This window comes from Streptomyces pseudovenezuelae (assembly GCF_001513955.1).
Classification (GTDB): Bacteria; Actinomycetota; Actinomycetes; order Streptomycetales; family Streptomycetaceae; genus Streptomyces; species Streptomyces pseudovenezuelae.
The window spans coordinates 1-23,555 of the sequence record NZ_KQ948155.1; the positions used below are offsets into that span (position 1 = coordinate 1).

Below are 23,555 nucleotides of genomic sequence, written 5' to 3' on the forward strand. Positions count from 1 at the left end.
GGTTCCGGCAACGTACTTGTTGCATCACTCGGCAATAACTACAGGTGGAGTCCGCTATTTCATTGCAACGGATCAGAAAGTAACGCAACGGCAGTCGCGCAACCGTTGCAATGCATGAGAAGTGAACGCTATGCTGCGGGCACCAGGAACCACGAAGGAGACCGCGATGCCGGGAGGCAGACTCACCCAGCAGGAACGGCAGCAGATCGCGCTGGGAGTGGCCGACGGCCTCGCCTACGCGGAGATCGCCCGCCGCCTTGAGCGCCCCACCTCGACCGTCACCCGTGAGGTCATGCGCAACGGCGGCCCCACCGGCTACCGCGCCGACCTGGCCCACCGCGCCGCCGAACGCCGCTCCCACCGCCGCCGGCAGGCCGCGCCCCGGGGGACCCAGACCCCCGAACCGGTCCACGGCCGCGATCCCGAGGCGGTGCGGGATTACGAGGAGACGTTCACCACCGTCCTCATGCAGACGGGCGCGCCCAAGATGATGGCGAGGGTGCTGACCTGCCTCTACACGAGCGACACCGGCAGCCTCACCGCCGCCGAGCTCGTCCAGCGCCTGGAGGTCAGTCCGGCGTCCGTCTCCAAGGCCATCAGCTACCTGGAGAACCAGGGCCTGGTCCGGCGGGAACGCGACGACCGGCGTCGCGAGCGCTACATCGCGGACGACGACGTCTGGTACCAGTCCATGATCGCCAGCGCCCGCGGCACCATACAGCTCGCCGAGACCGCACGGCAGGGCGTGGGCGTCCTCGGCCGGGACACCCCGGCCGCCGTCCGCCTGGAGAACATCGCCCGCTTCCTCGACTTCGTCTCCGAGAGCCTCACCCGCGCCGCGGACCAGGCCCGCGAGGTCCTGCACACGAAACCGGAGTCAAAACCGATGAACTCCCCCGGGGCCGACTGACAGAATCCGCCGCATGGCGATCATCCACAACACCACCCTCAAGCCCACCAAGCTGGAACTGCTCACCGCCTGGCTGCCCACCCGCCCCTGGTACACCGGCACCGGCACACCCGAGTTGACCCGGGCCGGCGGCTTCCGGCTGGACGACCCTGAGGGCGAGGTCGGGATCGAGTTCATGGTGGCCGTCGACTCCTCCGGCTCCGAGCACGTCGCCTATCTGGTCCCGCTCACCTACCGCGCCGCCCCGCTCCCCGGCGCCGGGCACGCCCTCGTCGGCACGATGGAGCACGGCGTGCTGGGCGCGCGCTGGGCCTACGACGGCATCCACGACCCGGTCCTGCGCACGGAGCTCCTCGCTCTGTTCGAGGGCCGCGCCCAGGCCATGGCCCAGAGCATCAGCGACACCCCCGACCACGAGGTCACCCGCTCCTACGACGGCCCCGGGCTCCCCTCGGCCGAGGGGACCGTCGAGGTCACCGACGACCAGGACGGCACCGGGCTCCCGCTCCCGGACGGCACGGTCCTCCGCCTGCACCGGCGCCCGCTCCCCACCGCCCCCGAGGGAGCGACCGGCCAGGTCTCCGGCGCCTGGGACGCACCGGACGGCAGCCGCGTCAGGGCCGTGTTCGCGAGCCTGCGCACTCCCTGAGACCGGGGGTGTCACAGCAAGGACGGCTGTCTCGTCCCGAGAGGTGAAGGCATCACCTCGACCAAGGAGTGGACGATGAATCTCGCGCTGTGGATCGCCGCCGGACTGCTGGCCGCCGTGGCCCTGACCGGCGGGGTCACCAAGACCTTCGTGCCCCGGGAGAAGCTGGCCGCGGTGCACGGCGGAGGATGGACGGGGGACGTCGGCCCGGTCTTCGTCAAGACCCTCGGGGTCCTTGAGATCCTGGCCGCGGCGGGCCTGGTACTGACCGCCGCGCTCGGGATCGCACCGGTCCTGGTGCCCGTGACCGCCGTCTGCTGGATCCTTCTGATGATCGGCGCGATGATCACCCACGGGCGCCGCGGCGAGTCGGCGCTCGTCGTGCTGAACCTGGCCTACCTGGCCCTCGCGGTGTTCGTCGCGTGGGGCCGCTTCGGCCCCGAGTCCTTCACCGGCTGACCCACGACGACCCAGGAAGAGGAATGAGCAGGACCGAGGAGTTCCAGGAGCTGCGGCCACTGCTGTTCTCGATCGCCTACCGGATCCTCGGCAGCGTGGGCGAGGCCGAGGACGCCGTCCAGGAGACCTGGCTGCGCTACGAGGCCGCCGCGACCGAGCCGAGGTCGGTGAAGGCCTACCTCTCGACCACGGTGACCCGGATCGCGATCGACGTCCTGCGCTCGGCGCGCGTCCGCCGCGAGCAGTACGTCGGCGACTGGCTCCCCGAGCCCCTCCTCGACGACCCCTACGACGACCCCGCGCGGGCGGCGGAGCTGGCCGACTCGGTCTCGACGGCGGCCCTGTTGCTGCTGGAGCGGCTGAGCCCGCTGGAGCGCGCGGTCTTCGTCCTGCGGGAGGTCTTCGACTTCGGCTTCCCCGAGGTCGCGTCGGCGGTGGGTCGCTCCGAGCAGGCCTGCCGCCAACTGGCCTCCCGGGCCCGGCGCCACATGGCGGCAGGCCGTCCCCGCTTCGGGGCGGACCGTGCCGAGCGCGAGGAACTGGCGTCCCGCTTCTTCGACGCCCTGCGCGAGGGAGACGTGGACGGACTCCAGGGCCTCCTCGCCGCCGACGTGTCCATGGTCGGCGACGGCGGCGGCAAGGCACCGCAGCTGGCCAGGGCGGTCGCCGGGGCGCGGAACGTGGCCCGGCTGCTCGGCTCGGTCTACCCGCGGATGGCCCGGATCGAGGTGACCTTCGAGCCGCACGAGCTCAACGGCCAGCCCGGAGCGGTCTTCTACGACCGTGACGGCAGGGTCCTGCACACCCTGACCCTGGACGTCCTCGACGGCCGTGTCCAGACGATCCGCACGGTGATCAACCCCGACAAGCTCCGCCACGTGGGCCCGGTGGCCGACGCGTGGGCGATCCACCGGGAGGTCCGGGCGAGTCCCCCCTGAGCCGGGTCAGAACCCCACGTCCGCTCCCCGGTACCCCGGCACCCGCCGCACCCGGCTCGCCCGCTCGTACGCGTACGCGAGCCGCAGCAGCACCGGCTCGCTCCAGGCCGTCCCCATGAACGTCACCCCCACCGGCAGGCCGAAGGCGAAGCCCGCGGGCACGCTGACCGCGGGGTACCCGGCGAGCGCCGCGGGCGTGGACGCGCCGCCGCCGTACGTGTCCCCCCGGACCAGGTCGATCTTGGCCGGAGGACCGGTCGTCGGCATCACGAGGGCGTCGAGGCGGTGCCGGCGCAGCACCGCGTCGATGCCCTCCGCGCGGGACAGGCGGTGGTTGGCGGCCAGCGCCTCCTCGTACTCCCGTTCCGAGAAGTCCAGCCGCTCCACCGCCTCCAGACCGTCCTGCCGTACGAAGCGCAGCTCGCGGTCGGCGTGTTCGCGGTTGAAGGCGATCAACTCCCGCAGGTCGCGCGGGTGTTCACCGCCGGCTGCGGCCAGGTACGTGTTCAGCGCGCGCTTGAACTCGTAGGCCTGGACGACCATCGCGCCGGGCAGGTCCTCCAGCTGCTCGGCCGTGGGGATGTCCGCCGGGTCGACGATCACCGCTCCGGCCGCGCGCAGCACCCCGATCGCGCGTTCCGCGATCTCGTCGGCGTGGTCGCTGTACCCGAAGTAGACGGTCCGCGGGACGCCGATCCGCGCCCCGCGCAGCCCGTCCGCGTCCAGGAAACGGGTGTAGTCGCGGTGGAAGTGCCCCCGACTCGCCGTCGTGGCCGGGTCCCTCCCGTCGACCCCGACCAGCGTGCCGAGCATGATCGCCGCGTCCCGGACCGTGCGGGCCATGGGCCCCACGCTGTCCTGACTGGGCACCCCGGGGATCACCCCGCCCCGGCCGACCAGTCCGACGGTCGGCTTGACCCCGACGACACAGTTCGCCGACGACGGGTCGATGATCGAGCCGTTGGTCTCGGTGCCGATGCCGGCGACGCACAGGTTGGCCGCGACGGCGGCACCGGTGCCGGAGCTGGACTCGTTGGGCGAGCGGTCCAGCTTGTACGGGTTGCGGGTCTGGCCGCCGCGCGCGCTCCACCCGGCGTGGTGGGTGAGGGAGAGGCCGCCCGCCCACTCGCTGAGGTTGGTCTTGCCGAGGACGACGGCACCGGCGGCCCGCAGCCGGGCGGCGACCGTGGCGTCCCGCGAGGGCCGCAGCCCCTCCAGGGCGAGCGAACCGGCCGTGGTGTACATCCGGTCCGCGGTCTCGACCAGGTCCTTCAGCAGCACGGGCATGCCGTGCAGCGGGCCCCGGGGGCCGCCGCTCGCGTCCAGCCGCCGGGCCTCGCGCATGGCGTCGGGGTTGACCTCGATCACCGCGTGCAGGAGCGGATCGATGCGCTCGATCCGCTCCAGGTAGGAGCGGGTGAGCCGCTCTGCGTCGAGCCGTCCCCTGTCCATCAGCCCGCGCAGCTCGGTGATGCCCAGCTCGTCGAACTCCCCGCCCGCCGTGTCGGCCCGGGCCGGGGCGGTGCCCAGCCAGGGCGTGGCCGCCGCCGCGGTGCCGAGCGCCAGCACGTTCCGCCGCGTGGCGCGGCTCCCCTCCATGCGTGTCATGTACTGCACGCTAGAGACGGAACCGCTCCGGCTCCCTCCGGCTGTCCCCCGATTCCATACGGGAGCAATCCCCCCACAAGCAGGTGCTTGCCTTGAGCGCACTCGAAGGCGTTGGCTGAGGAGTCATGAAGTACACGCAGCTCGGACGCACCGGACTCAAGGTCAGCCGACTCGTCCTCGGCACCATGAACTTCGGCCCGCAGACCGACGAGACCGACTCCCACGCGATCATGGACTCGGCTCTCGACGCGGGAATCAACTACTTCGACACCGCCAATGTGTACGGCTGGGGCGAGAACAAGGGCCGTACCGAAGAGATCATCGGCAACTGGTTCGCGAAGAGCGCCGCCCACCGCGACAAGGTCGTCCTCGCCACCAAGGTCTACGGCAACATGGCCGCGGACGGCGAGGCCTGGCCGAACCACGACAAGCTCTCCGCGGTCAACATCCGCCGGGCCGTCGACGCCTCGCTCAAGCGCCTCCAGACGGACTACATCGACATCTACCAGTTCCACCACGTCGACCGCGCCACCCCCTTCGAGGAGATCTGGCAGGCGATCGACACCCTGGTCCAGCAGGGCAAGATCCTGTACGTCGGGTCCTCCAACTTCCCCGGCTACAAGATCGCCCAGGCCAACGAGATCGCCGCCCGGCGGGGCGGCACCATCGGCCTGGTCAGCGAGCAGTGCCTGTACAACCTCTACGAGCGCCGCGCCGAGATGGAGGTCATCCCGGCCGCGCAGGAGTACGGCCTCGGTGTCATCCCCTGGTCGCCCCTGCACGGCGGCCTGCTCGGCGGTGTCATCAAGAAGGAGGCCGAGGGCGGCCGCCGCGCCTCCGGCCGCGCCGCCGACACACTCGCCGACCCGGCCGCCCGCGCCCGCCTCCAGTCGTACGAGGACCTGCTGGAGAAGCACGGCCTGGAGCCCGGCGAGGTGGCCCTGGCCTGGCTGCTCACCCGTCCCGGCGTGACGGGCCCGATCGTCGGCCCGCGCACGGCCCAGCAGCTGGAGTCGGCGATCAGGGCGGTCGAGCTGGAGCTGGGCGAGGAGGTCCTGACGAGCCTGGACGAGATCTTCCCGGGCCCGGGCCCGTCCCCGGAGGCCTTCGCCTGGTAGGGGCGCGGGGCGGAGTCGATCCGGGGCTCCGCCCCCGCGGGCGCGACCGGCCCCGGGGGCGCAGCAGCCGGAGAACCGGCCGCGGTTCCCCCGCCTACCTGCCGAGCGCCGCAGCGAGAGCAACAACGACGAACATCATCACCAGCACACCGGCCATGATCCGGTTCCGTGTCTTCGGGTCCACGCGTCGAGCCTAACCGTCCCCGCCGAGCGCCCAGCGCCCGGCCACCTCGTACCGGGGCTGTTCCCCCGCCACCCCCGACGTCGGCAGGTTGCTCCGGACCAGCGCAAGCTCCTCGACCGTCCAGGTACGACCGGTGAACCCGTCGAGCACGTCCAGGCACGGCCCCACATCCACCGCCTCCCGGCTCCGGGCCACGGTCAGGTGGGCCTTGTACCGCCGGTGCTCCCCCATCTCCACCCCGGCCTTCCGGCCCGCGGCCTCCGCCCGCTCGGCGAGCAACCGCAGGGCCGGCAGCTCGCCGCAGGCCCCGGCCCACAGCACCCGCCCGTGCCCGAACTGCCCGCCGCCGCGCACGGCCAGTGGGAAGCGGGGAGTACGCCGTGCCGCCCGCTCCAGCCGCTCCGACAGCTCCGGTACGAGGTCCTCGTCGACCTCACCGTAGAAGGCGAGGGTGAAGTGCCACCCGGGAACGCCGGTCCAGCGCAGCTCGGACGCTCCGGGGAGCCGCCTCAACTCGGCCACCTTCGAAGCGAGTTCGTCGGTCACGTCCTGCGGGGGCAGTACCGCGGCGAAGAGTCTCATGGGGGTCAGCCTGTCACCATGGGGGCATGGAGATCAGCATCAGGGACGGCGGGCCCGACGACATACCCGTGATCCTCGGCATGCTCGACAGCTGCGTGGAGTGGCTGGTCGCGCAGGGACGTCCCGGTCAGTGGGGGACCGAGCCGCTGTCCGCGAACCCGAGGACCGTGGAGTCCGTGGCCCGGTACATCGACGAGGGCAGCCTGTTCGTCGCCGAGGCCGACGGGGTGCCGGCCGCGACCCTGACCCTCACCGACTCGCCCGGCGCCTATCTGGACCGTCTCCCGCCGCCCGGCGAGCCCGAGCGGTACATCCACTGGCTCGCCTCCGACCGCCGCTTCAAGGGCCACGGCGTGGGCAGCGCCCTCCTCGCGCACGCCGCCGAACAGACCCGGCGCGCGGGCGTCGCCCTGCTGCGGGTGGACTGCTACGCGGGCGACGACCGCAAGCTGGTCGCCTACTACGAGGCCAACGGCTTCGCCCCGACGGAGACGTACACCGCCGGGGCGAACAACGACTGGCCGGGCCAGGTGCTGGCCATGCGCGTGAGGCCGTAGGACTCAGGCCGCCGCGGCCAGCTGCTCCCGTGCCTCGCGCGGCACGAACCGGACATGCGGGTGGCCGCGGTTCCAGCCGACCGACAGCCGCAGGTTGCCGACGCGGGCCAGGACCAGGCCGATCGTCACGGCCGCCGCCGCGGCGATCGCGCCGCCGGCCGCGAGGCCGGCGCGGACGCCGTACGCGTCGGTGATCCAGCCCGCGATCGGCGCGCCGATCGGGGAGCCGCCCATGAACACCATCATGTACAGGGCCATCACGCGGCCCCGCATGGCCGGGTCGGTGCCCATCTGCACGCTGGTGTTCGCGGTGACGTTGACCGTCATCCCGAACATCCCGATGGGGGCCATGAGCAGGGCGAACAGCCACAGCGAGGGGGCGATCGCGGCCACGATCTCCAGCGTGCCGAAGGCCACCGCGCCCACGACCAGCACCCGCATCTTGGCGGTGCCCCGCCGGGCCGCGAGCAGGGCCCCGGCCAGGGAGCCGACCGCCATCACGGTGTTGAAGAGGCTGTAGGAGCCGGCGCCCGCGTGGAAGACGTCGTCGGCGAAGGCCGAGAGGTAGACGGGGAAGTTGAAGCCGAAGGTGGACACGAAGCCGACCAGGACGATGGTCCAGATCAGCTCAGGCCGCCCGGCCACGTACTGCAGACCCTCCCTCAGCTGCCCCTTGCCGCGCGGGGCGCGCTCGACGACGTACAGCTCACGTGCCCGCATCATCAGCAGGCCGACCAGCGGGGCGACGAAGGACAGGCCGTTGGCGAGGAACGCCCAGCCGGTGCCCACGCCGGTGATCATGACGCCCGCGACGGCGGGGCCGATCAGGCGGGCGGACTGGAAGTTCGCGGAGTTCAGGCTGACCGCGTTCTGGAGCTGGTCGGGGCCGACCATCTCGGAGACGAACGACTGGCGGGCCGGGTTGTCGACGACCGTCGCGAGGCCCACGGCGAAGGCGGCGAGGTAGACGTGCCAGACCTGGACGTGGCCGCTCAGGGTGAGGACGGCGAGCGCGATACCGGTGGCGCCCATCGCGGACTGGGTGAACAGCAGCGCGCGGCGCTTGGGCAGCCGGTCGACGAGGACACCGCCGTAGAGGCCGAAGAGCAGCATCGGCAGGAACTGCAGGGCCGTCGTGACGCCGACGGCGGTGGCGGAGCCGGTGAGGCTGAGCACCAGCCAGTCCTGGGCGATGCGCTGCATCCAGGTGCCGATGTTGGAGACGACCTGCCCGGCGAAGAACAGGCGGTAGTTCCTGACCTTCAGCGAGCTGAACATGGATGACTTGCGGGACGAGGTAGAAGGGATCGGTGCGGGGGCGGAGTCTGCTCCGGGTCCCGTACTCAAAGTGCGTTCGCCTCCTCTTTGTGGCTTACAGGTGTGCGAGTTTCTCCAGCACGGGGGCGGCTTCGCGCAGTTTCGCCCACTCGTCCTCGTCGAGGCCGTCGACCAGGGTGGCCAGGAAGGCGTTCCGCTTGGCGCGGGACTCCGCGAGCATGGCCTCGGCCTGCTCGGTCTTGGAGACGACCTTCTGGCGCCGGTCCTCGGGGTGCGGCTCCAGCCGGACGAGTCCCTTGGCCTCCAGCAGCGCCACGATGCGGGTCATCGACGGCGGCTGGACGTGCTCCTTGCGGGCGAGCTCACCCGGGGTGGCCTTGCCGCAGATGGAGAGGGTGCCCAGCACCGACATCTCGGTGGGGCTCAGTGACTCGTCGACCCGCTGGTGCTTGAGCCGACGGGACAGTCGCATCACGGCTGATCGCAGGGAGTTCACGGCGGCAACGTCGTCGCCATGGGTTAGGTCCGGCATCTCTTTAGCGTAACTCATTACTCTCGCTAAACAAGCTGGCGCGCACGGGGATTCCCGTGACTCCGGCCACTGAAACCCGATCTTCACCCGTACGAGTGAGTCGGTGGCGGAACGTGAACGCCGCCCGGCATGGGCGGCGACCCTCGTCTTCATGGGGACCAGCGTGCTCAGCCTGCGGATAGACGGGGAGCTGCTCGAGCGGCTCCGGGACCATGCGGCCAAAAGGGGGATGAGCGTCCAGGACTATGTGATCCGAACGCTCATCCGAGACGACTTCGACGAGCGGTTCCAGAGCGCCGTCGACGAGACCGAGAAGTTCTACGGGGTCACGTGAGGGCGGGTCACGTGAGGACGCGTCACGTCAGACCCAGCGCCGGCATCAGGTAGTAGAAGCCGAAGACCGCGGCGACGACGTACAGGGGAACCGGGACCTCCCGGCCCCGGCCGGCCGCCAGGCGCAGCACCACGAAGGTGATGAAGCCCATGCCGATGCCGTTGGTGATCGAGTAGGTGAACGGCATCATCACCATGGTGATGAAGGCCGGGATCGCGATGGTCCAGTCGGCCCAGTCGATGTCGCCGACCGAGTTGGCCAGGATCATGAAGCCCACCGCGAGCAGCGCGGGGGTCGCGGCCTGGGACGGGACCATCGTGGCGACGGGCGTCAGGAAGAGGGCCACGGTGAAGAGCCCGCCGGTGACCAGGTTCGCGAAGCCGGTGCGGGCGCCCTCGCCGACGCCGGCCGTGGACTCCACGAAGGCCGTGGTGGCCGAGGAGGAGCTCGCGCCGCCCGCGGCGACCGCGAGGCCGTCCACGAAGAGGACCTTGTTGATGCCGGGCATCTGGCCCTGGGCGTCGGTGAGCTTGGCCTCGTCGGAGACGCCCATGATCGTGCCCATCGCGTCGAAGAAGCACGACAGCAGGACCGTGAAGACGAAGAGGATGCCGGTCAGCACGCCGACCTTGTCGAAGCCGCCGAACAGGCTGACCTTGCCGATCAGACCGAAGTCGGGGGTGGCGACCGGGTTGCCGGGCCACTTCGGGACCGTGAGCCCCCAGGACGGGACCTTGGCGACGGCCTCGATGATCACCGCGAGGACCGTCATGGTGACGATCGAGATCAGGATCGCGCCGGGCACCTTGCGCACGATGAGGGCGAGGGTGAGCAGGGCGCCCAGGATGAACACCAGGACCGGCCAGCCGTTGAGGTGGCCGTCGGCGCCGAGCTGGAGCGGGACGGTGGTCTGGGCGACGTCGGGGATGCGGGAGACGAAGCCGGAGTCCACGAGCCCGATCAGCATGATGAACAGGCCGATACCGATGGAGATCGCCTTGCGCAGGCCGAAGGGCACCGCGTTCATCACGCGCTCGCGCAGACCCGTGGCGACCAGCAGCATCACGATGAAGCCGGCCAGCACCACCATGCCCATCGCGTCCGGCCAGGACATCCGGGGCGCGAGCTGGAGCGCGACGACGGAGTTCACGCCGAGTCCCGCGGCCAGCGCGATCGGGACGTTGCCGACCACGCCCATGAGGAGCGTGGTGAAGGCGGCGGTCACGGCCGTCGCGGTGACCAGCTGGCCGTTGTCCAGCTGATGGCCGTACATGTCCTTGGCGCTGCCGAGGATGATCGGGTTCAGCACGATGATGTAGGCCATCGCGAAGAACGTGGCGAAGCCGCCCCGGATCTCGCGCGGCAGGGAGCTGCCCCGCTCGGAGATCTTGAAGTAGCGGTCGAGGGCGGTCGGCATTGGATGTTCCTACGAGCAGAAGTGGACAGACAGAAACCGTTTCAGTATGAACGTATGAGGTCGGTGGGGCCATCTCCGCGCGTAGATGTGATCGCCTCGTAAGCTGTCCCCATGGACGTGTTCTCTTCGGGATCCTTCAAGCACGAGGCGCCGGAGCCCCTGGAGGGCCCCGTGGTCGCCACGGTCACCGGCGGCACGATCCTGTGGTTCGTCCTCTTCCTCGTGCAGCTCCCCTTCTACGGCTGGTTCGAGGACCACGACCACACCTGGTGGCTGTGGACCTGCCTGGCCGGCGGCGTGCTCGGGCTGTACGGCACCTGGTACGTGCGCAAGCGGGACGCCGCGATCAGGAAGGCGGGCGGCACGGATGCCGCCGCCGGCCCTGCTGCCGAGTGACGAGCACCCCGTAGTACCACGGCATCACTCGCCCCGTTCCCGTCTCCTCCCCAGGTCGGAACTTCCGGTCACTCGGCGGGTGAAGCCGCAAAACCGCACGTACCGTCGAATGCATGACGCACACCGACGCGGGCGCCGAACTCGACCCTGTGCACCCCACGACGCTCCCGGCACCGGCGGGCGGTCTGACCGCGGCCGAGGTCGCCGAGCGGGTGCGGCGGGGCGAGGTCAACGACGTCCCGGTGCGCAGCAGCCGGACCCTGGCGGAGATCGTCCGGGCGAACGTCTTCACCCGGTTCAACGCGATCATCGGTGTGCTGTGGCTGGTCATGCTGTTCGTCGCGCCGTTCCAGGACAGCCTGTTCGGGTACGTCATCCTCGCCAACACCGGGATCGGCATCATCCAGGAGTGGCGGGCGAAGAAGACCCTCGACTCGCTCGCGGTGATCGGCGAAGCGAGACCGACGGTACGGCGGGACGGGGCCGCGACCGAGGTCAGCACCTCGGAGATCGTCCTCGACGACGTGATCGAGATCGGGCCCGGCGACAAGGCCGTGGTCGACGGGGTGGTCGCGGAGGCCGACGGCCTGGAGATCGACGAGTCCCTGCTGACCGGCGAGGCCGACCCGGTGGTCAAGCGGCCCGGCGACCAGGTGATGTCCGGGAGCTTCGTGGTCGCCGGCGGCGGCGCATTCCGGGCGACCAAGGTGGGCCGTGAGGCCTACGCCGCCCAGCTCGCCGAGGAGGCCTCCCGGTTCACCCTGGTCCACTCCGAGCTGCGCTCCGGCATCTCCACGATCCTCAAGTACGTCACGTGGATGATGGTGCCGACCGCGATCGGGCTGGTCGTCAGCCAGCTGTTCGTGAAGGACAACGACCTCAAGGACTCCGTCGCCCGCACGGTCGGCGGCATCGTGCCGATGGTCCCGGAGGGGCTGGTCCTGCTGACCTCCGTCGCCTTCGCCATCGGTGTCGTCCGGCTCGGCCGGAAACAGGCCCTCGTCCAGGAACTCCCGGCCATCGAGGGCCTCGCCCGCGTCGACACGGTCTGCCTCGACAAGACCGGCACCCTGACCGAGGGTGGCATGGACGTCACCGGGCTCAGGACGCTCGACGGCGCCGACGAGTCGTACGTACGGAAGGTCCTGGGCGCGCTCGGCGAGTCGGACCCGCGGCCTAACGCCTCCCTCCAGGCGATCATCGACGCCTACCCGGACGCCGAGGAGTGGCGCTGCACCGAGTCGCTCCCCTTCTCCTCGGCCCGCAAGTACAGCGGGGCCGCCTTCAGCGAGGGCGACGGCGAGTCCAGCACCTGGCTGCTGGGGGCGCCGGACGTGCTCCTGTCCTCCGGCGACCCCGCCCTCGCCGAGACCGGGCGGCTCAACGAGCAGGGCCTGCGCGTGCTGCTGCTGGCCCGCGCCTCCCGTGACCTCGACGATCCGGCTCTCGCCCGGGGAGCACGTCCGACCGCCCTCGTCGTACTGGAACAGCGGCTGCGGCCCGACGCGGCCGACACCCTGCGGTACTTCGCCGAACAGGACGTCCGCGCCAAGGTCGTCTCCGGGGACAACGCGGTCTCCGTCGGGGCGGTGGCGGCCAAGCTGGGGCTGAAGGGCGGCGTGGTCGACGCGCGGGACCTTCCCGCCGACCCGGACGGGATGGCGAAGGCGCTCGACGAGGGCACGGTGTTCGGGCGGGTCACCCCGCAGCAGAAGCGGGACATGGTGGGGGCCCTCCAGTCGCGCGGGCACACCGTCGCGATGACCGGTGACGGGGTCAACGACGTGCTCGCCCTCAAGGACGCCGACATCGGGGTGGCGATGGGCTCCGGGTCCGAGGCCACCCGGGCGGTCGCGCAGATCGTGCTGCTCGACAACAGCTTCGCGACGCTGCCGTCCGTGGTCGCGGAGGGCCGGCGGGTCATCGGCAACATCACCCGGGTCGCGACCCTGTTCCTGGTCAAGACCGTCTACTCGGTGCTGCTGGCCGTCCTCGTGGTGTGCTGGCAGGTCGAGTACCCCTTCCTGCCACGGCACTTGACCCTGCTGTCGACGCTGACGATCGGCGTCCCGGCCTTCTTCCTGGCCCTCGCACCCAACAGGGAACGCGCGCAACCGCACTTCGTGCGACGGGTGATGCGGTACTCGATCCCCGGCGGGGTGGTGGCGGCGGTCGCGACCTTCGTGACATATCTGATCGCCCGTCACCACTACACGGGCGAGGGGGCGTTGGACGCGGAGACGAGCGCGGCGACGCTGACCCTGTTCCTGATCTCGATGTGGGTGCTGGCGATCATCGCCCGCCCGTACACCTGGTGGCGCGTCGCGCTGGTCGCGGCGATGGGCCTCGGGTTCGTCCTGGTGCTGGCCGTGCCCTGGCTCCAGGACTTCTTCGCCCTGAAGCTGGTGGGGCTGACGATGCCGTGGATCGCGGTCGGCATCTCGGTGGTGGCGGCGGCCGCCCTGGAACTCCTGTGGAGGTGGGTCGACCGCCGCGCTTCCGCCTAGCCCCGGGCTTCAGCCGGGACAAGGCCGCCGTGTGGCGGGTGCGTGCTACTGGACGTCGACGAAGTCGCCCGCCGCGCTCACGGACGGGGTCGTCGTCGTGCCCGCGAAGCTGTAGCGGTAGTAGCCGTCGACCGTGGCGGTGGTCGTCGTCTTCAGGGTGCCCGTGGACGACGTCTTGATGGTCTTGAGGGTCGTGTAGGTGCTGCTGCCCTTCTTGCGGAACTGGAGCTTCACCGGCTGGGTCGAGTACCCGGCGTAGGTGTTGGTGTCCCAGTTGGCGCGGGCCAGCTTGCCCGTGACGGTGATGGTCTTGCCCTTCTTCACCGGCTCCGGGGAGGCGTTGGCGGTGAGGGTGGCCCGGCGCTGGAGGTGGGTGCTGCCGAGGCCGCCCTGCCAGGTGATCCCGTCGTCGGCGTTGACCGCGAGGGCGCCCAGCTTCCAGGTGCCCGCCTGGCTGCTGATCAGGTCGCCGTCCTCGTCGGTGCCCTTCGGGCGGAAGTTGATCTTCGCCGAGCACTTCAGGACCGTCGAGGAGGACGCCGTGCAGGTGCCGGGGTCGTCACTGATGATGAGGTCATCGGAGTCCATGCCGAGCGTGGCGCCGCGGTAGAGGGCGGGCCCGGTCTGGAAGGAACTCGCGCTCAGGTTCGCGGGCTTGGTCACGGTGTAGGTCGCCGAGACCGTGACGGTCGACGTCGTGCCGACCACGATGTTCTTGCCGCTGTTGACCTTCAGGTTGGAGAAGGTGACGGCGGGCCCGGCCGTGGCGGCCTGGGCGGCCGGAACGGCGAGGGCGGAAAGGGCCACGGCGCCGGAGGCGGCGAGGACGAGGGCGCGTATGCGCATGTGCGTTCCCCATGAGGAGAGAAGGATCTCGGAGTCTGATGACTCACTCTCTAGATCCATGACGCAGGGGACTGGTTGTACGCGTGGGACGTGATTTGGCCCGCACATGCGCAACGCTTTACCTCGGCCCGGCCTACCGGACGTCGATGAAGTCACCCGCGGCGTTGACCGCCGGGGTGGTGGAGGTGCCCGCGAAGCTCCAGCGGAAGAACCCGTCGACCGTGGCCGTCACCGTGGTCTTCAGATCACCCTTGGTGTTGGTCTTGACCGTCTTCACGGTGGTGTAGGTGTCGGAGTCCTTCTTCCGGAACTGCAGCTTCACCGGCTGGGTCGAGTACCCCGCATACACGCGGGTCTCCCAGTTGGCGCGCGTCAGCTTGCCGGTGACGGTGATGGTCTTGCCCTTCTTCACCGGCTCGGGGGCGGCGTTGGCGGTGAGCTTCGACAGGCGCTGGAGCCGGTGGGTGCCGTAGGTGTCGTTCCAGTAGATGCTGCCGGCCTCGTCGGCGGCGATCGCGGCGGCCGTCACGTGCCAGGTGCCGGCCAGCGTGTTCATGTACAGCTCGCGGCCGGCGTCGACCGTGATGGTGAGCTTGCAGTTCGAGGTCGTGTCGTTGACCGCGGTGCAGGTGGCGCTCTGCTCGTTCGGGGCGAACACGCCGTCGATGTGGGCGCGGTCCCGGCCGTGCCACAGGTCGATGTACGCGTCCTCGATACCGGCGGAGTGACTGGCGGTCAGCGACACGGTGAACGTCGTTCTGCCCGTCGTACCGGCCACGATGCTCTTGCCGCCGTTGACCTTCACGTTGGAGACGACCGGCTGTTCCTCGTCGGCGGCGGCACTCATCGTCGACCGGGAGAGCCCGAAGCGCTCCGCGGCGGTGGTCTTGTGGAGGCCTCCGTCGGTGGCCTGAGCGGCCGGGACGGCGAGGGCGGAAAGGGCCAGGGCGCAGGAGGCGGCGGCCACGGTGGCACGAATACGCATGTGTTCCCCACGTGAGACGAGTGGTCGAGTGACTCGCGTGGTCAGATGGACCCGTACGGGGAATGGTTGCGCCTCGGGGTAAGAAAATCTTGACGACCACCGGCCGAAGTCGGAGGGACCGGGGATCCTTACCGACACCCGGTCCCCGCCGCCGGCAAGAGGCGCTCAGTCGAACCAGCGGTCCCGCGCCAGTTCCTCCGTGCGGGTCGGGTCCTCCAGCAGGGCCGCCACCTCGAAGCGCCGAGGCCACTGGCCCGCCGCCCAGGCCAGGCCCGCCGCCACGCCCTCCAGGGTCGAGGCGTGCAGGACGCCGTCGTGCGTCAGACGCCAGTCGATCTCCACGCCGTCGACGACGAGTTCGTCGTGCTCCACGTAGGTCGAGGGGGTACGGGCGCCCAGCAGCACCCCGACCGGCTCCGGTACGTCGTGCTCGGTGCCCTCGGAGTCGACGGAACCGGTGACGGACTCGCTGAGGCGCCGGACCTGGAAGAGGTCGGCCAGTTCGGCCGCCCGGGACGGGCGGACCGGCAACAGGGGGACGCCCTGGGTGAAGGGCAGCAGGTCGGGCGAGTCGACGACCACCGCGTCGGCGGCGTCCACGACCCCCACCCGGCCGTCGGTCACGGCCCGCAGCTCGTCGGGCAGGGTGACCTGTTCGGGGTCCAGATCGGCCAACGCGCTGTACAGGGCGTGCAGTTGGGACGCGGTCACTCGGCGGTCGGGGTCGGCGAGGCGGTCCAGCAGTTCAGCCGCCCCGCCCGGCTCCTCCAGCAGCGCGGCCACCGAGGTCCGCACCCCCAGCGCCCGCAGCACCTGCTCGTCGTCGAAGCCGGTCGCGTCCGCCTCCTCGTACAGCCCGCGCAGGAGGGGGTCTCCCCCGGCCGCCAGCAGTCCGGCGGGGCGGCGGCCGTCGAGCACCGGGTTCCCGCGCAACCACCAGGCGGTGTACGGCCGTACGAGTTCATGGGTGCCGTCCGGCAGGAGAACGCGGACCTGCTGGGTGATCGCGTCCCGGAGGGGCGGCTGGGCCAGCAGGGCCAGCGCCTCGGGCCACTTGTCCTCGTCGACCAGGTCGAGATCGCGCACGGCGACCAGTTCGGTGGCGACCGGCGGTACCGGGCTGTCCGGGAAGCGGTCGAGGATGTCCTCGCACCACACGTCCACGGCGTCCAGCAGCCCGGCGTCGTCCGGTTCGGCGAAGTCGCCCTCGCGCGGCTCCAGTTCGTCCGGGTCCAGCACCACGTCGGTGGCGCGGACCAGGGCGAAACCGGCGAGCACCCCGCAGGCGGCGAGGGGCTGTTCGCCCCACTTCCCGGCCAGGTCGGCGTCCACGAAGGCGAGTTCGTCCTCACGCATGACCCGCGCGAACGGGCTCCCGGGCAGGACGAGTTCACCGGCGGGGACCAGCTCCCCCTCCTCGTCGGGCAGAGCGAGCGCGCCCAGCCACGGCTCCTCGCCGGGCTCCAGGCCCGCGTCCCGGACGAGCGCGAGGACGGTGTCCGCCAGTTCCTCGGCGTCCGGGGTGTCCTCCTCCCAGCTCATGCCTCCGTCGTCGTCCAGGGAGGCGGCCACGGCGGCCCGCACCTGGGGCGTGGTGAGCACCGCGCGCGCGGTCGCGGGCAGCGCGCCCAGCTTCTCCAGGAGCGGGTGGGCGGCGGCCGGGTGGGCGACCTTGAGGCCGAGCCGGGCGAGGATCTCGGCGTCGATCACGGGCCCGTCCGAGGTGGGCAGCAGCACCTGCCGGGGCCCGATCGTCGTCCGTCCGTCGGCCAGCGGCACGGGAAGGCCGGAGAGCCGGTCGGGGTCGACGCCCGCGAGGCTGTCGTAGAGCCGCTGCCACCACTCCGGTTCCTTCTCCAGGCCCGCCAGCCGGTCGATCGCGTCCGTCAGCGGAACCCGGGCGACGCCCAAGGTGCGCAGTTCCACCCGCCGTTCGAGACCGGCGGGCAGCAGCGTGGGCAGCACCTCGGCGAGCACCCGTACGGTGTCGGCGCCCGCGCCCTCGACGACCTCGGCCTCGCGCGGACGCAGGGCCTCGGGCAGTTCCGAGTCGTCGCCGGGGTCGAGTGCGGGCGGGAGGAAGGCGGTTCGCGGGAGCCGGTCGAGAATCGCCTGGCGCAGCGCCCCGTCCAGCTCGCCCTTGCCCAGCGGGCCGGGCACCAGCGCGATGATCCCCTCGCTCACCGGCCGCCAGCCGGCGAGGAGTTCGGTGTACACGTCCGCCGCGCGCTGCACGAGGAAGTCGGTGAGGGGCCCGGGGGACGCGTGCCGGCGAGTGGTGTCCAGCGGGAAGGACGCGATGAGCAGCGCGGGGACGCCGAGCGGTTCGTCGCTGGGCGTCGGGGCGTGCACGACGGGGCTGGTGCGGGGATGGGCCGGGGTGCCGTCGGCGTCGGCGGGCACGGCCCAGGTCAGCGACCAGTGCGGCCGCAGCCGCTCCTCGACGGACCGGCCGGCGAGCAGTTCGGGGGTGAGCGGCCCGTGCGCGGACGCGGTACGCCACCGGGTCGTACCGTCGCGCGAGTCCTCCACGACGGTGAGCCCGTCCTCGGTGCGGCGGCTGATCGTACGGGTCGTCTCCGTCTCGATCACGACCTCCTCCAGCCCGGGGAGGGCGAGGAGCAGGGCGTCGTCGACGGCGTCGAGCAGGCGCTCGGCGAGGTCGGCGGCGGCGCTGTCGCGCAGCGGGAGGATGACGACGGTGTCGTAGGGGGCGGGCGCGCTGCCCTCGGCGGCGAACGGGAGCCGCAGCAGCGGCACATGGCCGTCACGGCGGCGGATCTCGTCGCCGAGGCCGGGGCTGTGGCGGGCGGTGTCAGCGGCGTGGTCGCGGGCCTCGGCCAGGGACCAGCGGACCCCGCCGTGGCGGCCGACGACGGCGGGCTCGTCGGTGACGGCGAGCACGGCGGCGAAGCCGACGCCGAAGCGGCCGACCGAGCCGTCCGCGTTGTCCCGCTTGGCGGAGGCGCGGAGCGTGGAGAGGGACTCGACACCGGCCGCGTCCAGCGGGGCACCGGTGTTGGCGGCGAACAGGACGCCCTCGCGCAGGGTGAGCCGGAGCCGTCCCGGCACGCCCGCCCTGGCCGCCGCGTCGGCGGCGTTCTGCGCGAGCTCGACGACGAGTCGGTCCCGGTACCCGCCGAGGACGAGGTCCTCCTCGGCGTTGGCGTCCTCCCGGAACCGGGCGGGGCTGGTGGCCCAGGCGTCCAGCACCCCTCGCCGGAGCCGGGCGGTCCCGAACGGGTCGGCACCCTCGGCAGCGGGCCGCACGAACTTGCTCACGTTGACTCTCCTCATCGGCGTGACGATGAAGGTACCGCGACGCGGAAGGACGGAAACGCCGCCCCGGTGGCCCTCACACCTCGTCCGCGGGGGAACCGGATTGCCGCGAGCGGCGAAGTACGGGTGAAAGCCCGAGCTTCACCGCGCTACAGCGACGAAAGGAGCCCCGATGACCGTCGAACCGGGCGTCAGAGTGGGGCAGGACAGCGACGCCTCGGTGATCGAACGGTCGTGGGACGAGCCCGAGGAGTTCGCCGCGCTCTTCGACCGTCACGCCGATTCGGTGCACCGCTACGCGGCCCGCCGGCTGGGCGGGGAGGCGGCCGAGGACGTGATGGCGGAGACCTTCACCACCGCGTTCCAGCAGCGCTTCCGGTACCGCACGGAGGCGTCCGACGCCCGTCCCTGGCTGTTCGGCATCGCGACCAACCTCATCGGCCGCCACCGGCGGGCCGAGGCCCGGCGGCTGAAGACCCTCGCCCGGCTGCCCGCGACCGCCCCCGGCACACCGGCCGAGGAGACGGTCGCGGACCGGGTGGCCGCGCGCGTCAGCGCCCAGGCGGTCGGCGGCGAACTCGCCGGTGCGCTGGCCCGGTTGCCCGCCCGGCACCGGGACGTGCTGCTGCTGGTCGCCTGGGCCGACCTCGGCTACGAGGAGGTCGCGGCCGCCCTCGGTGTGCCGGTGGGGACGGTCCGGTCGCGGCTGCACCGGGCTCGCAGAAAACTTCGTGAGGCATTGGGCGGATCCGATCCGACCGCTCTTCGAGAGGAATCCGACGATGAATGAGATCGAGCTCCTGAGGGAGTGGGACGCGGACGCGCCCCCTCTCTCGGACACCGCCCGCGCCCGCGCCCGCTTCCGTCTCCAGCAGGCGATGGGGGCCACCGCAGCCCCCGTCGGCGTGGCCGGCGTCGGCCGCCGTCCGCTGTTGCGGATCGCCGTGGCCGGTGTCGCCGCGGCGGCCGTCACCGCGACCGTGGTGGTCACCCAGGACACGGGGACCGAACCCCGTACCCGCACGGTCAGCGCGACGACCGTGCTGCGGGGGGCTGCCGCCGAGGCCCTGCGCACCGAGAAGCCCGTCGCCCCGCGCGACGACCAGTTCATCTACACCAAGGAGGTCATCGAGGAGACCCCGGTCTCGGGCGGCCCGGCGAAGACGTACGTCGACGAGAGCTGGAACTCGGTCGACGGGTCCAAGAAGTCGTACGTCAGTGAACTGGGCCACAAGCAGTGGGTGCCGCCGTTCCAGAAGGGGCAGTCCACCTGGCCGCCGAGCCGTTGGTCGGAGCTGAAGCAGCTGCCCACCGACCCGGCGAAGCTGACGGCCACCCTGCGCGACATGGGCGGCAGGCCGGACTACGGCCGGCCGACCAAGGCCGACGAGTGGCCGATGGTCCAGTACTTCCTCTCCGGTCTGCTCCGCAACGCCGTCCTGCCCAAGGGGCTGCGCTCCGCGGCGTTCGAGGCGCTCGCCTCCGTTCCCGGGGTGACGGTGCTGCCGGGCCGGACCGAGGTCGACGGACGCGCGGCGATCGCCATCCGGTACGTGGGCCCGTCCGGCACTCCCTGGCAGGGCAGCGGGCGGATGCTGCTCTTCGACGCGAAGTCGTACCAGTACCTCGGGACACGTGAGAGTCGCAAGGCGGGCGGCAAAACCTACGAACAGTGGTCACACCTCACAGCCCAGGCCGTGGTCGACCGCGTGTTCCAGCGCCCCTGAACCGACAGGCCCTACGAGTGGCCCAGTTCCGCCGCCGTCTCGTCCGCGGTCTCCGGCACCGAGCCGGAGTCCCGGGCGGGGCGCAGCGGGAACGGGTCCACCCGGGTCTCGTCGATCACCGGAAGGGCGGGCTGCGGCGGCTTGGGCATGACGGCCGCCTCCGAGTGGCCACCGCAGCCGTAGGACAGCGAGACCACACGGCCGTCGGCGGGGGCGAACTCGTTCGCGCACAGACCGAAGGCCTGGCCGAGCGAGCCGCCCAGCGGGACCAGGAAGCCGCAGCTGACGCAGGGCGCCGGGGCCGCCTGGGCCATCGGCGTCTTCGCGCCGAAGGAGTCCTCCCAGCGGTCGGCGGCGACGTGCAGGCCGTAGCGGGACAGGACGCGGGCCCGGCGCATGCCCAGTTCCTCGGCGACCGCGGCGATCGAGCCGCGGGTCGGGGCCACCGGCAGGTGCGACGGGGAGCCCGCCGTGAGCTCCGCGTCCTCGGCCTCGACCAGCTCGGCCATCTCCGTGGAGACGGGCGCGCTCGGCAGCGGCTCGTCCTCGCCGGTGTAGCCGGGCTCCAGGCGCAGGTCCTCGGCGTCGGTGGGGAGCAGATCGCCGGGCCCCATGTCGCCGGGGCGCAGGCGTTCGCTCCACGGCACCCACTCCGGCGCCAGCAGCGCGTCCGGGCCGGGGAGCAGGACGACCTCGTCCAGCGTCACGAGCTTGGCGCGGGAGGCGCGGGCGACCGTCACGGCCCAGCGCCAGCCCCGGTACCCGAGCTCCTTGCACTCGAAGAAGTGCGTGACGACACGGTCTCCCTCGGAGACCAGGCCCGAGTGCTCGCCCACCACCCCGGGGGCGGCGGCCTCCTCGGCGGCGGCGCGGGCGAGGTCGACGGCCTCGGCGCACAGGCGGTCGGGGGTGCGGCTTCGCGTTGTCGCTGCGCTCACAGGTATCGCTTCTCTCCTACGCCGTCACTCGGGTGCGCCGGCCTGAAGGCGGTGGGTGCGGACGGAGCGGACCGGAGGACCGCGTCGACGTCCGCGCCCGGTCGCGCTCGGGCGCACCTGCTCCATCCATTCTGCGGGATGCCGGAGAGGCGCGCGGCCGAGAACGTTCGCCACGGCGCGCTACGCACGCTACCTGTTCGCCGCCGCTCGGCCTACACCGACGTGATGGTTCGTTGCCTCCAGTGGGTCTGCAGTGGCACTTCATATGCGTTCATACGCGCGGTAACCGCACTACTCACAGCTTTCTCGGGGCACTATGACGGGGTGGCAGCCGCGAGGACACCCCAGGGAGCCACCGGGATCGGTGGCGGTTCGGGCCGGATGACAGGGCCCGTGCGCGCCGTCGGCCGTGCCCTGCACTTCCCGTTCACCGGTACGGCCCGGGGCATCCGCAAGGCCACCCACGCGCACGGGGCGGGCGAGTCCGGCCTCGGCAAGCTGATCGAACTGCACGCCGTCAACGGCGCGGGGGACGTGATGATCACCGTCGCGCTCGCCTCGACGGTGTTCTTCTCGGTGCCGACCGACGAGGCCCGTGGGCGCGTCGCGCTGTACCTCGCCATCACCATGGCGCCCTTCACGGTCCTCGCGCCCGTGATCGGCCCGCTCCTCGACCGCCTTCCGCACGGCCGCCGCGCCGCCATGGCGGGCGCCATGCTCGCCCGGGCCATGCTGGCGCTGATCATCGCCGGGGCGGTCGCCACGGGCAGCCTGGAGCTGTATCCGGCGGCCCTGGGCGTACTGGTGGCCTCCAAGGCGTACGGCGTGGTCAGAAGCGCGGTCGTGCCCCGTCTGCTCCCGCCCCGCTTCTCCCTCGTCAAGGCCAATTCCCGCGTCACCCTCGGCGGACTGCTCGCCACCGGCGTCGCGGCCCCCATCGGCGCGGGGCTCCAGGCCATCGGACCGCGCTGGCCGCTCTACGGCGCCTTCGTGATCTTCGTCGCCGGCACGTTCCTGTCCTTCTCCCTGCCGCCGAAGGTCGACTCGGCCAAGGGCGAGGACGTGGCCCTGCTCGCCGCCGACGAGGAACATCTGCACGGCCCGCACCTCAAACCGGTCAAGCGCCCCGGACTGCGTACGGTCGGCACCGCCGTCACCCACGCCCTCGGCGCGAACGCCGCCCTGCGCTGGCTGTCCGGCTTCCTCACCTTCTTCCTCGCCTTCCTGCTGCGCGAGCATCCGCTGACCGGCGAGAGCGCGGCGGTCTCGCTGGGCCTGGTGGCGGTGTCGGCGGGCGTGGGCAACGCGCTCGGCACGGCGGTCGGCGCCTGGCTCAGGTCGCGTGCGCCGGAGATCATCATCCTGACGGTGGTGGCTGTCGTGCTGGGCGCCGCGATCACGGCGGCGATCTTCTTCGGGGCGTTCTTGGTGGCGTGTCTGACGGCGGTCGCCGGGTTCTCGCAGGCCCTGTCCAAGCTGTCCCTGGACGCGCTGATCCAGCGGGACGTGCCCGAACTGGTCCGCACCTCGGCGTTCGCCCGCTCCGAGACGCTGCTCCAGGTGTCCTGGGTGTTCGGGGGCGCGGTGGGGATCGTGATGCCGCTCAACGGCTATCTGGGCCTGTCCGTGGCGGCCGTGGTCGTCGCCGTGGGCTGGCTGACCACCGCGAGGGGACTGCTCAGCTCGGCCCGGCACGGCGGCAGCGCCCCCAAGGCGCGAGTGGCCTAACCCGGCCCTCGCGCACGGCACGCCGCACCCCGCATAAAGGGACCGTGGGGCACGCCCGATAGCCTTCGGCCATGACCACGCTGCAATCCGCTGTGCGACGCCGCCGCGCCGTCGCCGCCGCCGGCCTCGTTTCCGCCGGACTGCTCGTCCTGTCGGCCTGCGACAAGCCGACGCCGCGCGTCACCGTCACGGTCGGTTCGACCTCGGTGAGCTCCGAGGCCGTCTGCTACGACGACGGCAACGACCTCGGCCAGGCGAAGGCCACCAAGTGCGCCCTGGAGAAGTCGGACGTCAAGACGATCAAGGTCAAGCAGAGCGAGACCCTGCGCGTCGGCGTCGACCAGAAGGTCGCGGACACCGGCTGGGCCCTGTGGATCAACGGCCAGCAGATGACCTACGTCTACAAGAAGTCGTACTACGCCTTCGACGGCGTCGACCTCTTCGCCCAGCAGCAGGGCCAGGCCCCGCAGAAGACGCTGTACATCAGCATCGTCGAGCAGGACAAGCAGTCCTCCGGCCAGAGCAAGGCGTACAAGGGCGTGTGGAACTTCAAGCTGGAGAACTCCGACTACTGATCCGCCGT

22 protein-coding genes are annotated in these 23,555 nt (G+C 71.5%); 13 read left to right on the forward strand and 9 right to left on the reverse strand.

All coding sequences use genetic code 11. The annotated features are described in order from the left end of the window. The first annotated feature begins 166 nt into the window (after positions 1-166). The 4 genes from AQI94_RS40335 (at position 167) to AQI94_RS40350 (ending at position 2,956) form a co-directional block, all read left to right on the forward strand. Positions 167-910: a GbsR/MarR family transcriptional regulator gene (locus AQI94_RS40335; protein ID WP_031042950.1), complete on the forward strand. Its 744-nt coding sequence runs from the start codon at positions 167-169 to the stop codon at positions 908-910. Positions 911-923: 13 nt separating this feature from the next. After that, positions 924-1,559 (forward strand): maltokinase N-terminal cap-like domain-containing protein, encoded by a 636-nt coding sequence (locus AQI94_RS40340; RefSeq protein ID WP_031042947.1) that lies wholly within the window; start codon positions 924-926, stop codon positions 1,557-1,559. Between the two features lie 75 nt (positions 1,560-1,634). After that, positions 1,635-2,018, forward strand: coding sequence for a DoxX family protein (locus AQI94_RS40345; protein WP_031042945.1), 384 nt, complete (start codon positions 1,635-1,637; stop codon positions 2,016-2,018). Between the two features lie 23 nt (positions 2,019-2,041). After that, positions 2,042-2,956, forward strand: coding sequence for an RNA polymerase sigma-70 factor (locus tag AQI94_RS40350; RefSeq protein ID WP_031042942.1), 915 nt, complete (start codon positions 2,042-2,044; stop codon positions 2,954-2,956). A 6-nt stretch (positions 2,957-2,962) separates the two neighbouring features. Here AQI94_RS40350 and AQI94_RS40355 read toward each other — a convergent pair whose 3' ends face one another. After that, the gene (locus tag AQI94_RS40355) at positions 2,963-4,555 is read right to left on the reverse strand and encodes an amidase (protein ID WP_031042939.1); all 1,593 of its coding nucleotides are present in this window, start codon (positions 4,553-4,555) and stop codon (positions 2,963-2,965) included. A 134-nt stretch (positions 4,556-4,689) separates the two neighbouring features. Here AQI94_RS40355 and AQI94_RS40360 point away from each other — a divergent pair, with 134 nt between their 5' ends. Then, a complete protein-coding gene (locus tag AQI94_RS40360; RefSeq protein WP_031042937.1) occupies positions 4,690-5,682 on the forward strand; it encodes an aldo/keto reductase in 993 nt (330 codons plus the stop codon). A 193-nt stretch (positions 5,683-5,875) separates the two neighbouring features. Here AQI94_RS40360 and thpR read toward each other — a convergent pair whose 3' ends face one another. Beyond that, entirely contained in the window at positions 5,876-6,448 is a 573-nt protein-coding gene (gene thpR / locus AQI94_RS40365) for an RNA 2',3'-cyclic phosphodiesterase (protein WP_031042934.1), read from the reverse strand. 26 nt (positions 6,449-6,474) lie between these two features. On the opposite strand from thpR, the gene AQI94_RS40370 reads away from it, so the two are divergent. Beyond that, positions 6,475-7,005, forward strand: coding sequence for a GNAT family N-acetyltransferase (locus AQI94_RS40370; RefSeq protein ID WP_031042929.1), 531 nt, complete (start codon positions 6,475-6,477; stop codon positions 7,003-7,005). 3 nt (positions 7,006-7,008) lie between these two features. On the opposite strand, the gene AQI94_RS40375 is transcribed toward AQI94_RS40370, so the two are convergent. Together AQI94_RS40375 and AQI94_RS40380 are read right to left on the reverse strand one after the other, a co-directional pair. Then, positions 7,009-8,283: an MFS transporter gene (locus AQI94_RS40375; protein ID WP_031042928.1), complete on the reverse strand. Its 1,275-nt coding sequence runs from the start codon at positions 8,281-8,283 to the stop codon at positions 7,009-7,011. Positions 8,284-8,377: 94 nt separating this feature from the next. Next, positions 8,378-8,815, reverse strand: coding sequence for a MarR family winged helix-turn-helix transcriptional regulator (locus AQI94_RS40380; RefSeq protein WP_031042925.1), 438 nt, complete (start codon positions 8,813-8,815; stop codon positions 8,378-8,380). A gap of 151 nt (positions 8,816-8,966) precedes the next feature. On the opposite strand from AQI94_RS40380, the gene AQI94_RS40385 reads away from it, so the two are divergent. Further along, complete coding sequence (locus AQI94_RS40385; protein WP_031042922.1) at positions 8,967-9,149, forward strand: hypothetical protein; 183 nt, start codon at positions 8,967-8,969, stop codon at positions 9,147-9,149. A gap of 22 nt (positions 9,150-9,171) precedes the next feature. Here the strand turns inward: AQI94_RS40385 and AQI94_RS40390 are convergent, their stop codons facing one another. Further along, positions 9,172-10,566, reverse strand: a complete 1,395-nt coding sequence (locus AQI94_RS40390; RefSeq protein ID WP_031042916.1) for an NCS2 family permease — start codon at positions 10,564-10,566, stop codon at positions 9,172-9,174. Between the two features lie 111 nt (positions 10,567-10,677). Here AQI94_RS40390 and AQI94_RS40395 point away from each other — a divergent pair, with 111 nt between their 5' ends. Continuing rightward, on the forward strand, positions 10,678-10,962 hold the full coding sequence (locus tag AQI94_RS40395; RefSeq protein WP_031042913.1) for a DUF2530 domain-containing protein: 285 nt from the start codon (positions 10,678-10,680) through the stop codon (positions 10,960-10,962). Between the two features lie 113 nt (positions 10,963-11,075). After that, entirely contained in the window at positions 11,076-13,469 is a 2,394-nt protein-coding gene (locus AQI94_RS40400; protein WP_031042911.1) for a cation-translocating P-type ATPase, read from the forward strand. 45 nt (positions 13,470-13,514) lie between these two features. Here AQI94_RS40400 and AQI94_RS40405 read toward each other — a convergent pair whose 3' ends face one another. The 3 genes from AQI94_RS40405 to AQI94_RS40415 all read right to left on the reverse strand — a co-directional run bounded on the left by AQI94_RS40405 (position 13,515) and on the right by AQI94_RS40415 (position 18,597). Continuing rightward, positions 13,515-14,315, reverse strand: a complete 801-nt coding sequence (locus tag AQI94_RS40405) for a hypothetical protein (RefSeq protein WP_031042909.1) — start codon at positions 14,313-14,315, stop codon at positions 13,515-13,517. A 133-nt stretch (positions 14,316-14,448) separates the two neighbouring features. After that, positions 14,449-15,300: a DUF5707 domain-containing protein gene (locus AQI94_RS40410; protein ID WP_031042907.1), complete on the reverse strand. Its 852-nt coding sequence runs from the start codon at positions 15,298-15,300 to the stop codon at positions 14,449-14,451. 165 nt (positions 15,301-15,465) lie between these two features. Then, positions 15,466-18,597 carry a sacsin N-terminal ATP-binding-like domain-containing protein gene (locus tag AQI94_RS40415; protein ID WP_078902688.1) on the reverse strand — a complete coding sequence of 1,044 codons (3,132 nt, stop codon included), beginning with the start codon at positions 18,595-18,597 and terminating at the stop codon, positions 15,466-15,468. 154 nt (positions 18,598-18,751) lie between these two features. Between AQI94_RS40415 and AQI94_RS40420 the strand changes: the two genes are divergently transcribed. Continuing rightward, complete coding sequence (locus tag AQI94_RS40420; protein ID WP_062230305.1) at positions 18,752-19,369, forward strand: RNA polymerase sigma factor; 618 nt, start codon at positions 18,752-18,754, stop codon at positions 19,367-19,369. Then, entirely contained in the window at positions 19,362-20,306 is a 945-nt protein-coding gene (locus AQI94_RS40425; RefSeq protein WP_031042900.1) for a CU044_5270 family protein, read from the forward strand. Before AQI94_RS40420 ends, AQI94_RS40425 begins: the two co-directional genes overlap by 8 nt. Positions 20,307-20,317: 11 nt before the next feature. Here AQI94_RS40425 and AQI94_RS40430 read toward each other — a convergent pair whose 3' ends face one another. Further along, positions 20,318-21,244: a DUF3027 domain-containing protein gene (locus AQI94_RS40430; protein WP_031042897.1), complete on the reverse strand. Its 927-nt coding sequence runs from the start codon at positions 21,242-21,244 to the stop codon at positions 20,318-20,320. A 381-nt stretch (positions 21,245-21,625) separates the two neighbouring features. On the opposite strand from AQI94_RS40430, the gene AQI94_RS40435 reads away from it, so the two are divergent. Together AQI94_RS40435 and AQI94_RS40440 are read left to right on the forward strand one after the other, a co-directional pair. After that, positions 21,626-22,972 (forward strand): MFS transporter, encoded by a 1,347-nt coding sequence (locus AQI94_RS40435; RefSeq protein WP_031042894.1) that lies wholly within the window; start codon positions 21,626-21,628, stop codon positions 22,970-22,972. A gap of 71 nt (positions 22,973-23,043) precedes the next feature. Next, the gene (locus AQI94_RS40440) at positions 23,044-23,547 is read left to right on the forward strand and encodes a hypothetical protein (RefSeq protein WP_031042892.1); all 504 of its coding nucleotides are present in this window, start codon (positions 23,044-23,046) and stop codon (positions 23,545-23,547) included. The last annotated feature ends 8 nt before the right edge of the window (positions 23,548-23,555 follow it).

Coding starts and splice junctions, on each gene's coding strand:
- AQI94_RS40335 (WP_031042950.1), top strand. CDS start 167: ATGCCGGGAGGCAGACTCACCCAGCAGGAACGGCAGCAGATCGCGCTG.
- AQI94_RS40340 (WP_031042947.1), top strand. CDS start 924: ATGGCGATCATCCACAACACCACCCTCAAGCCCACCAAGCTGGAACTG.
- AQI94_RS40345 (WP_031042945.1), top strand. CDS start 1,635: ATGAATCTCGCGCTGTGGATCGCCGCCGGACTGCTGGCCGCCGTGGCC.
- AQI94_RS40350 (WP_031042942.1), top strand. CDS start 2,042: ATGAGCAGGACCGAGGAGTTCCAGGAGCTGCGGCCACTGCTGTTCTCG.
- AQI94_RS40355 (WP_031042939.1), bottom strand. CDS start 4,555: ATGGAGGGGAGCCGCGCCACGCGGCGGAACGTGCTGGCGCTCGGCACC.
- AQI94_RS40360 (WP_031042937.1), top strand. CDS start 4,690: ATGAAGTACACGCAGCTCGGACGCACCGGACTCAAGGTCAGCCGACTC.
- thpR (WP_031042934.1), bottom strand. CDS start 6,448: ATGAGACTCTTCGCCGCGGTACTGCCCCCGCAGGACGTGACCGACGAA.
- AQI94_RS40370 (WP_031042929.1), top strand. CDS start 6,475: ATGGAGATCAGCATCAGGGACGGCGGGCCCGACGACATACCCGTGATC.
- AQI94_RS40375 (WP_031042928.1), bottom strand. CDS start 8,283: ATGTTCAGCTCGCTGAAGGTCAGGAACTACCGCCTGTTCTTCGCCGGG.
- AQI94_RS40380 (WP_031042925.1), bottom strand. CDS start 8,815: ATGCCGGACCTAACCCATGGCGACGACGTTGCCGCCGTGAACTCCCTG.
- AQI94_RS40385 (WP_031042922.1), top strand. CDS start 8,967: ATGGGGACCAGCGTGCTCAGCCTGCGGATAGACGGGGAGCTGCTCGAG.
- AQI94_RS40390 (WP_031042916.1), bottom strand. CDS start 10,566: ATGCCGACCGCCCTCGACCGCTACTTCAAGATCTCCGAGCGGGGCAGC.
- AQI94_RS40395 (WP_031042913.1), top strand. CDS start 10,678: ATGGACGTGTTCTCTTCGGGATCCTTCAAGCACGAGGCGCCGGAGCCC.
- AQI94_RS40400 (WP_031042911.1), top strand. CDS start 11,076: ATGACGCACACCGACGCGGGCGCCGAACTCGACCCTGTGCACCCCACG.
- AQI94_RS40405 (WP_031042909.1), bottom strand. CDS start 14,315: ATGCGCATACGCGCCCTCGTCCTCGCCGCCTCCGGCGCCGTGGCCCTT.
- AQI94_RS40410 (WP_031042907.1), bottom strand. CDS start 15,300: ATGCGTATTCGTGCCACCGTGGCCGCCGCCTCCTGCGCCCTGGCCCTT.
- AQI94_RS40415 (WP_078902688.1), bottom strand. CDS start 18,597: ATGAGGAGAGTCAACGTGAGCAAGTTCGTGCGGCCCGCTGCCGAGGGT.
- AQI94_RS40420 (WP_062230305.1), top strand. CDS start 18,752: ATGACCGTCGAACCGGGCGTCAGAGTGGGGCAGGACAGCGACGCCTCG.
- AQI94_RS40425 (WP_031042900.1), top strand. CDS start 19,362: ATGAATGAGATCGAGCTCCTGAGGGAGTGGGACGCGGACGCGCCCCCT.
- AQI94_RS40435 (WP_031042894.1), top strand. CDS start 21,626: ATGACAGGGCCCGTGCGCGCCGTCGGCCGTGCCCTGCACTTCCCGTTC.
- AQI94_RS40440 (WP_031042892.1), top strand. CDS start 23,044: ATGACCACGCTGCAATCCGCTGTGCGACGCCGCCGCGCCGTCGCCGCC.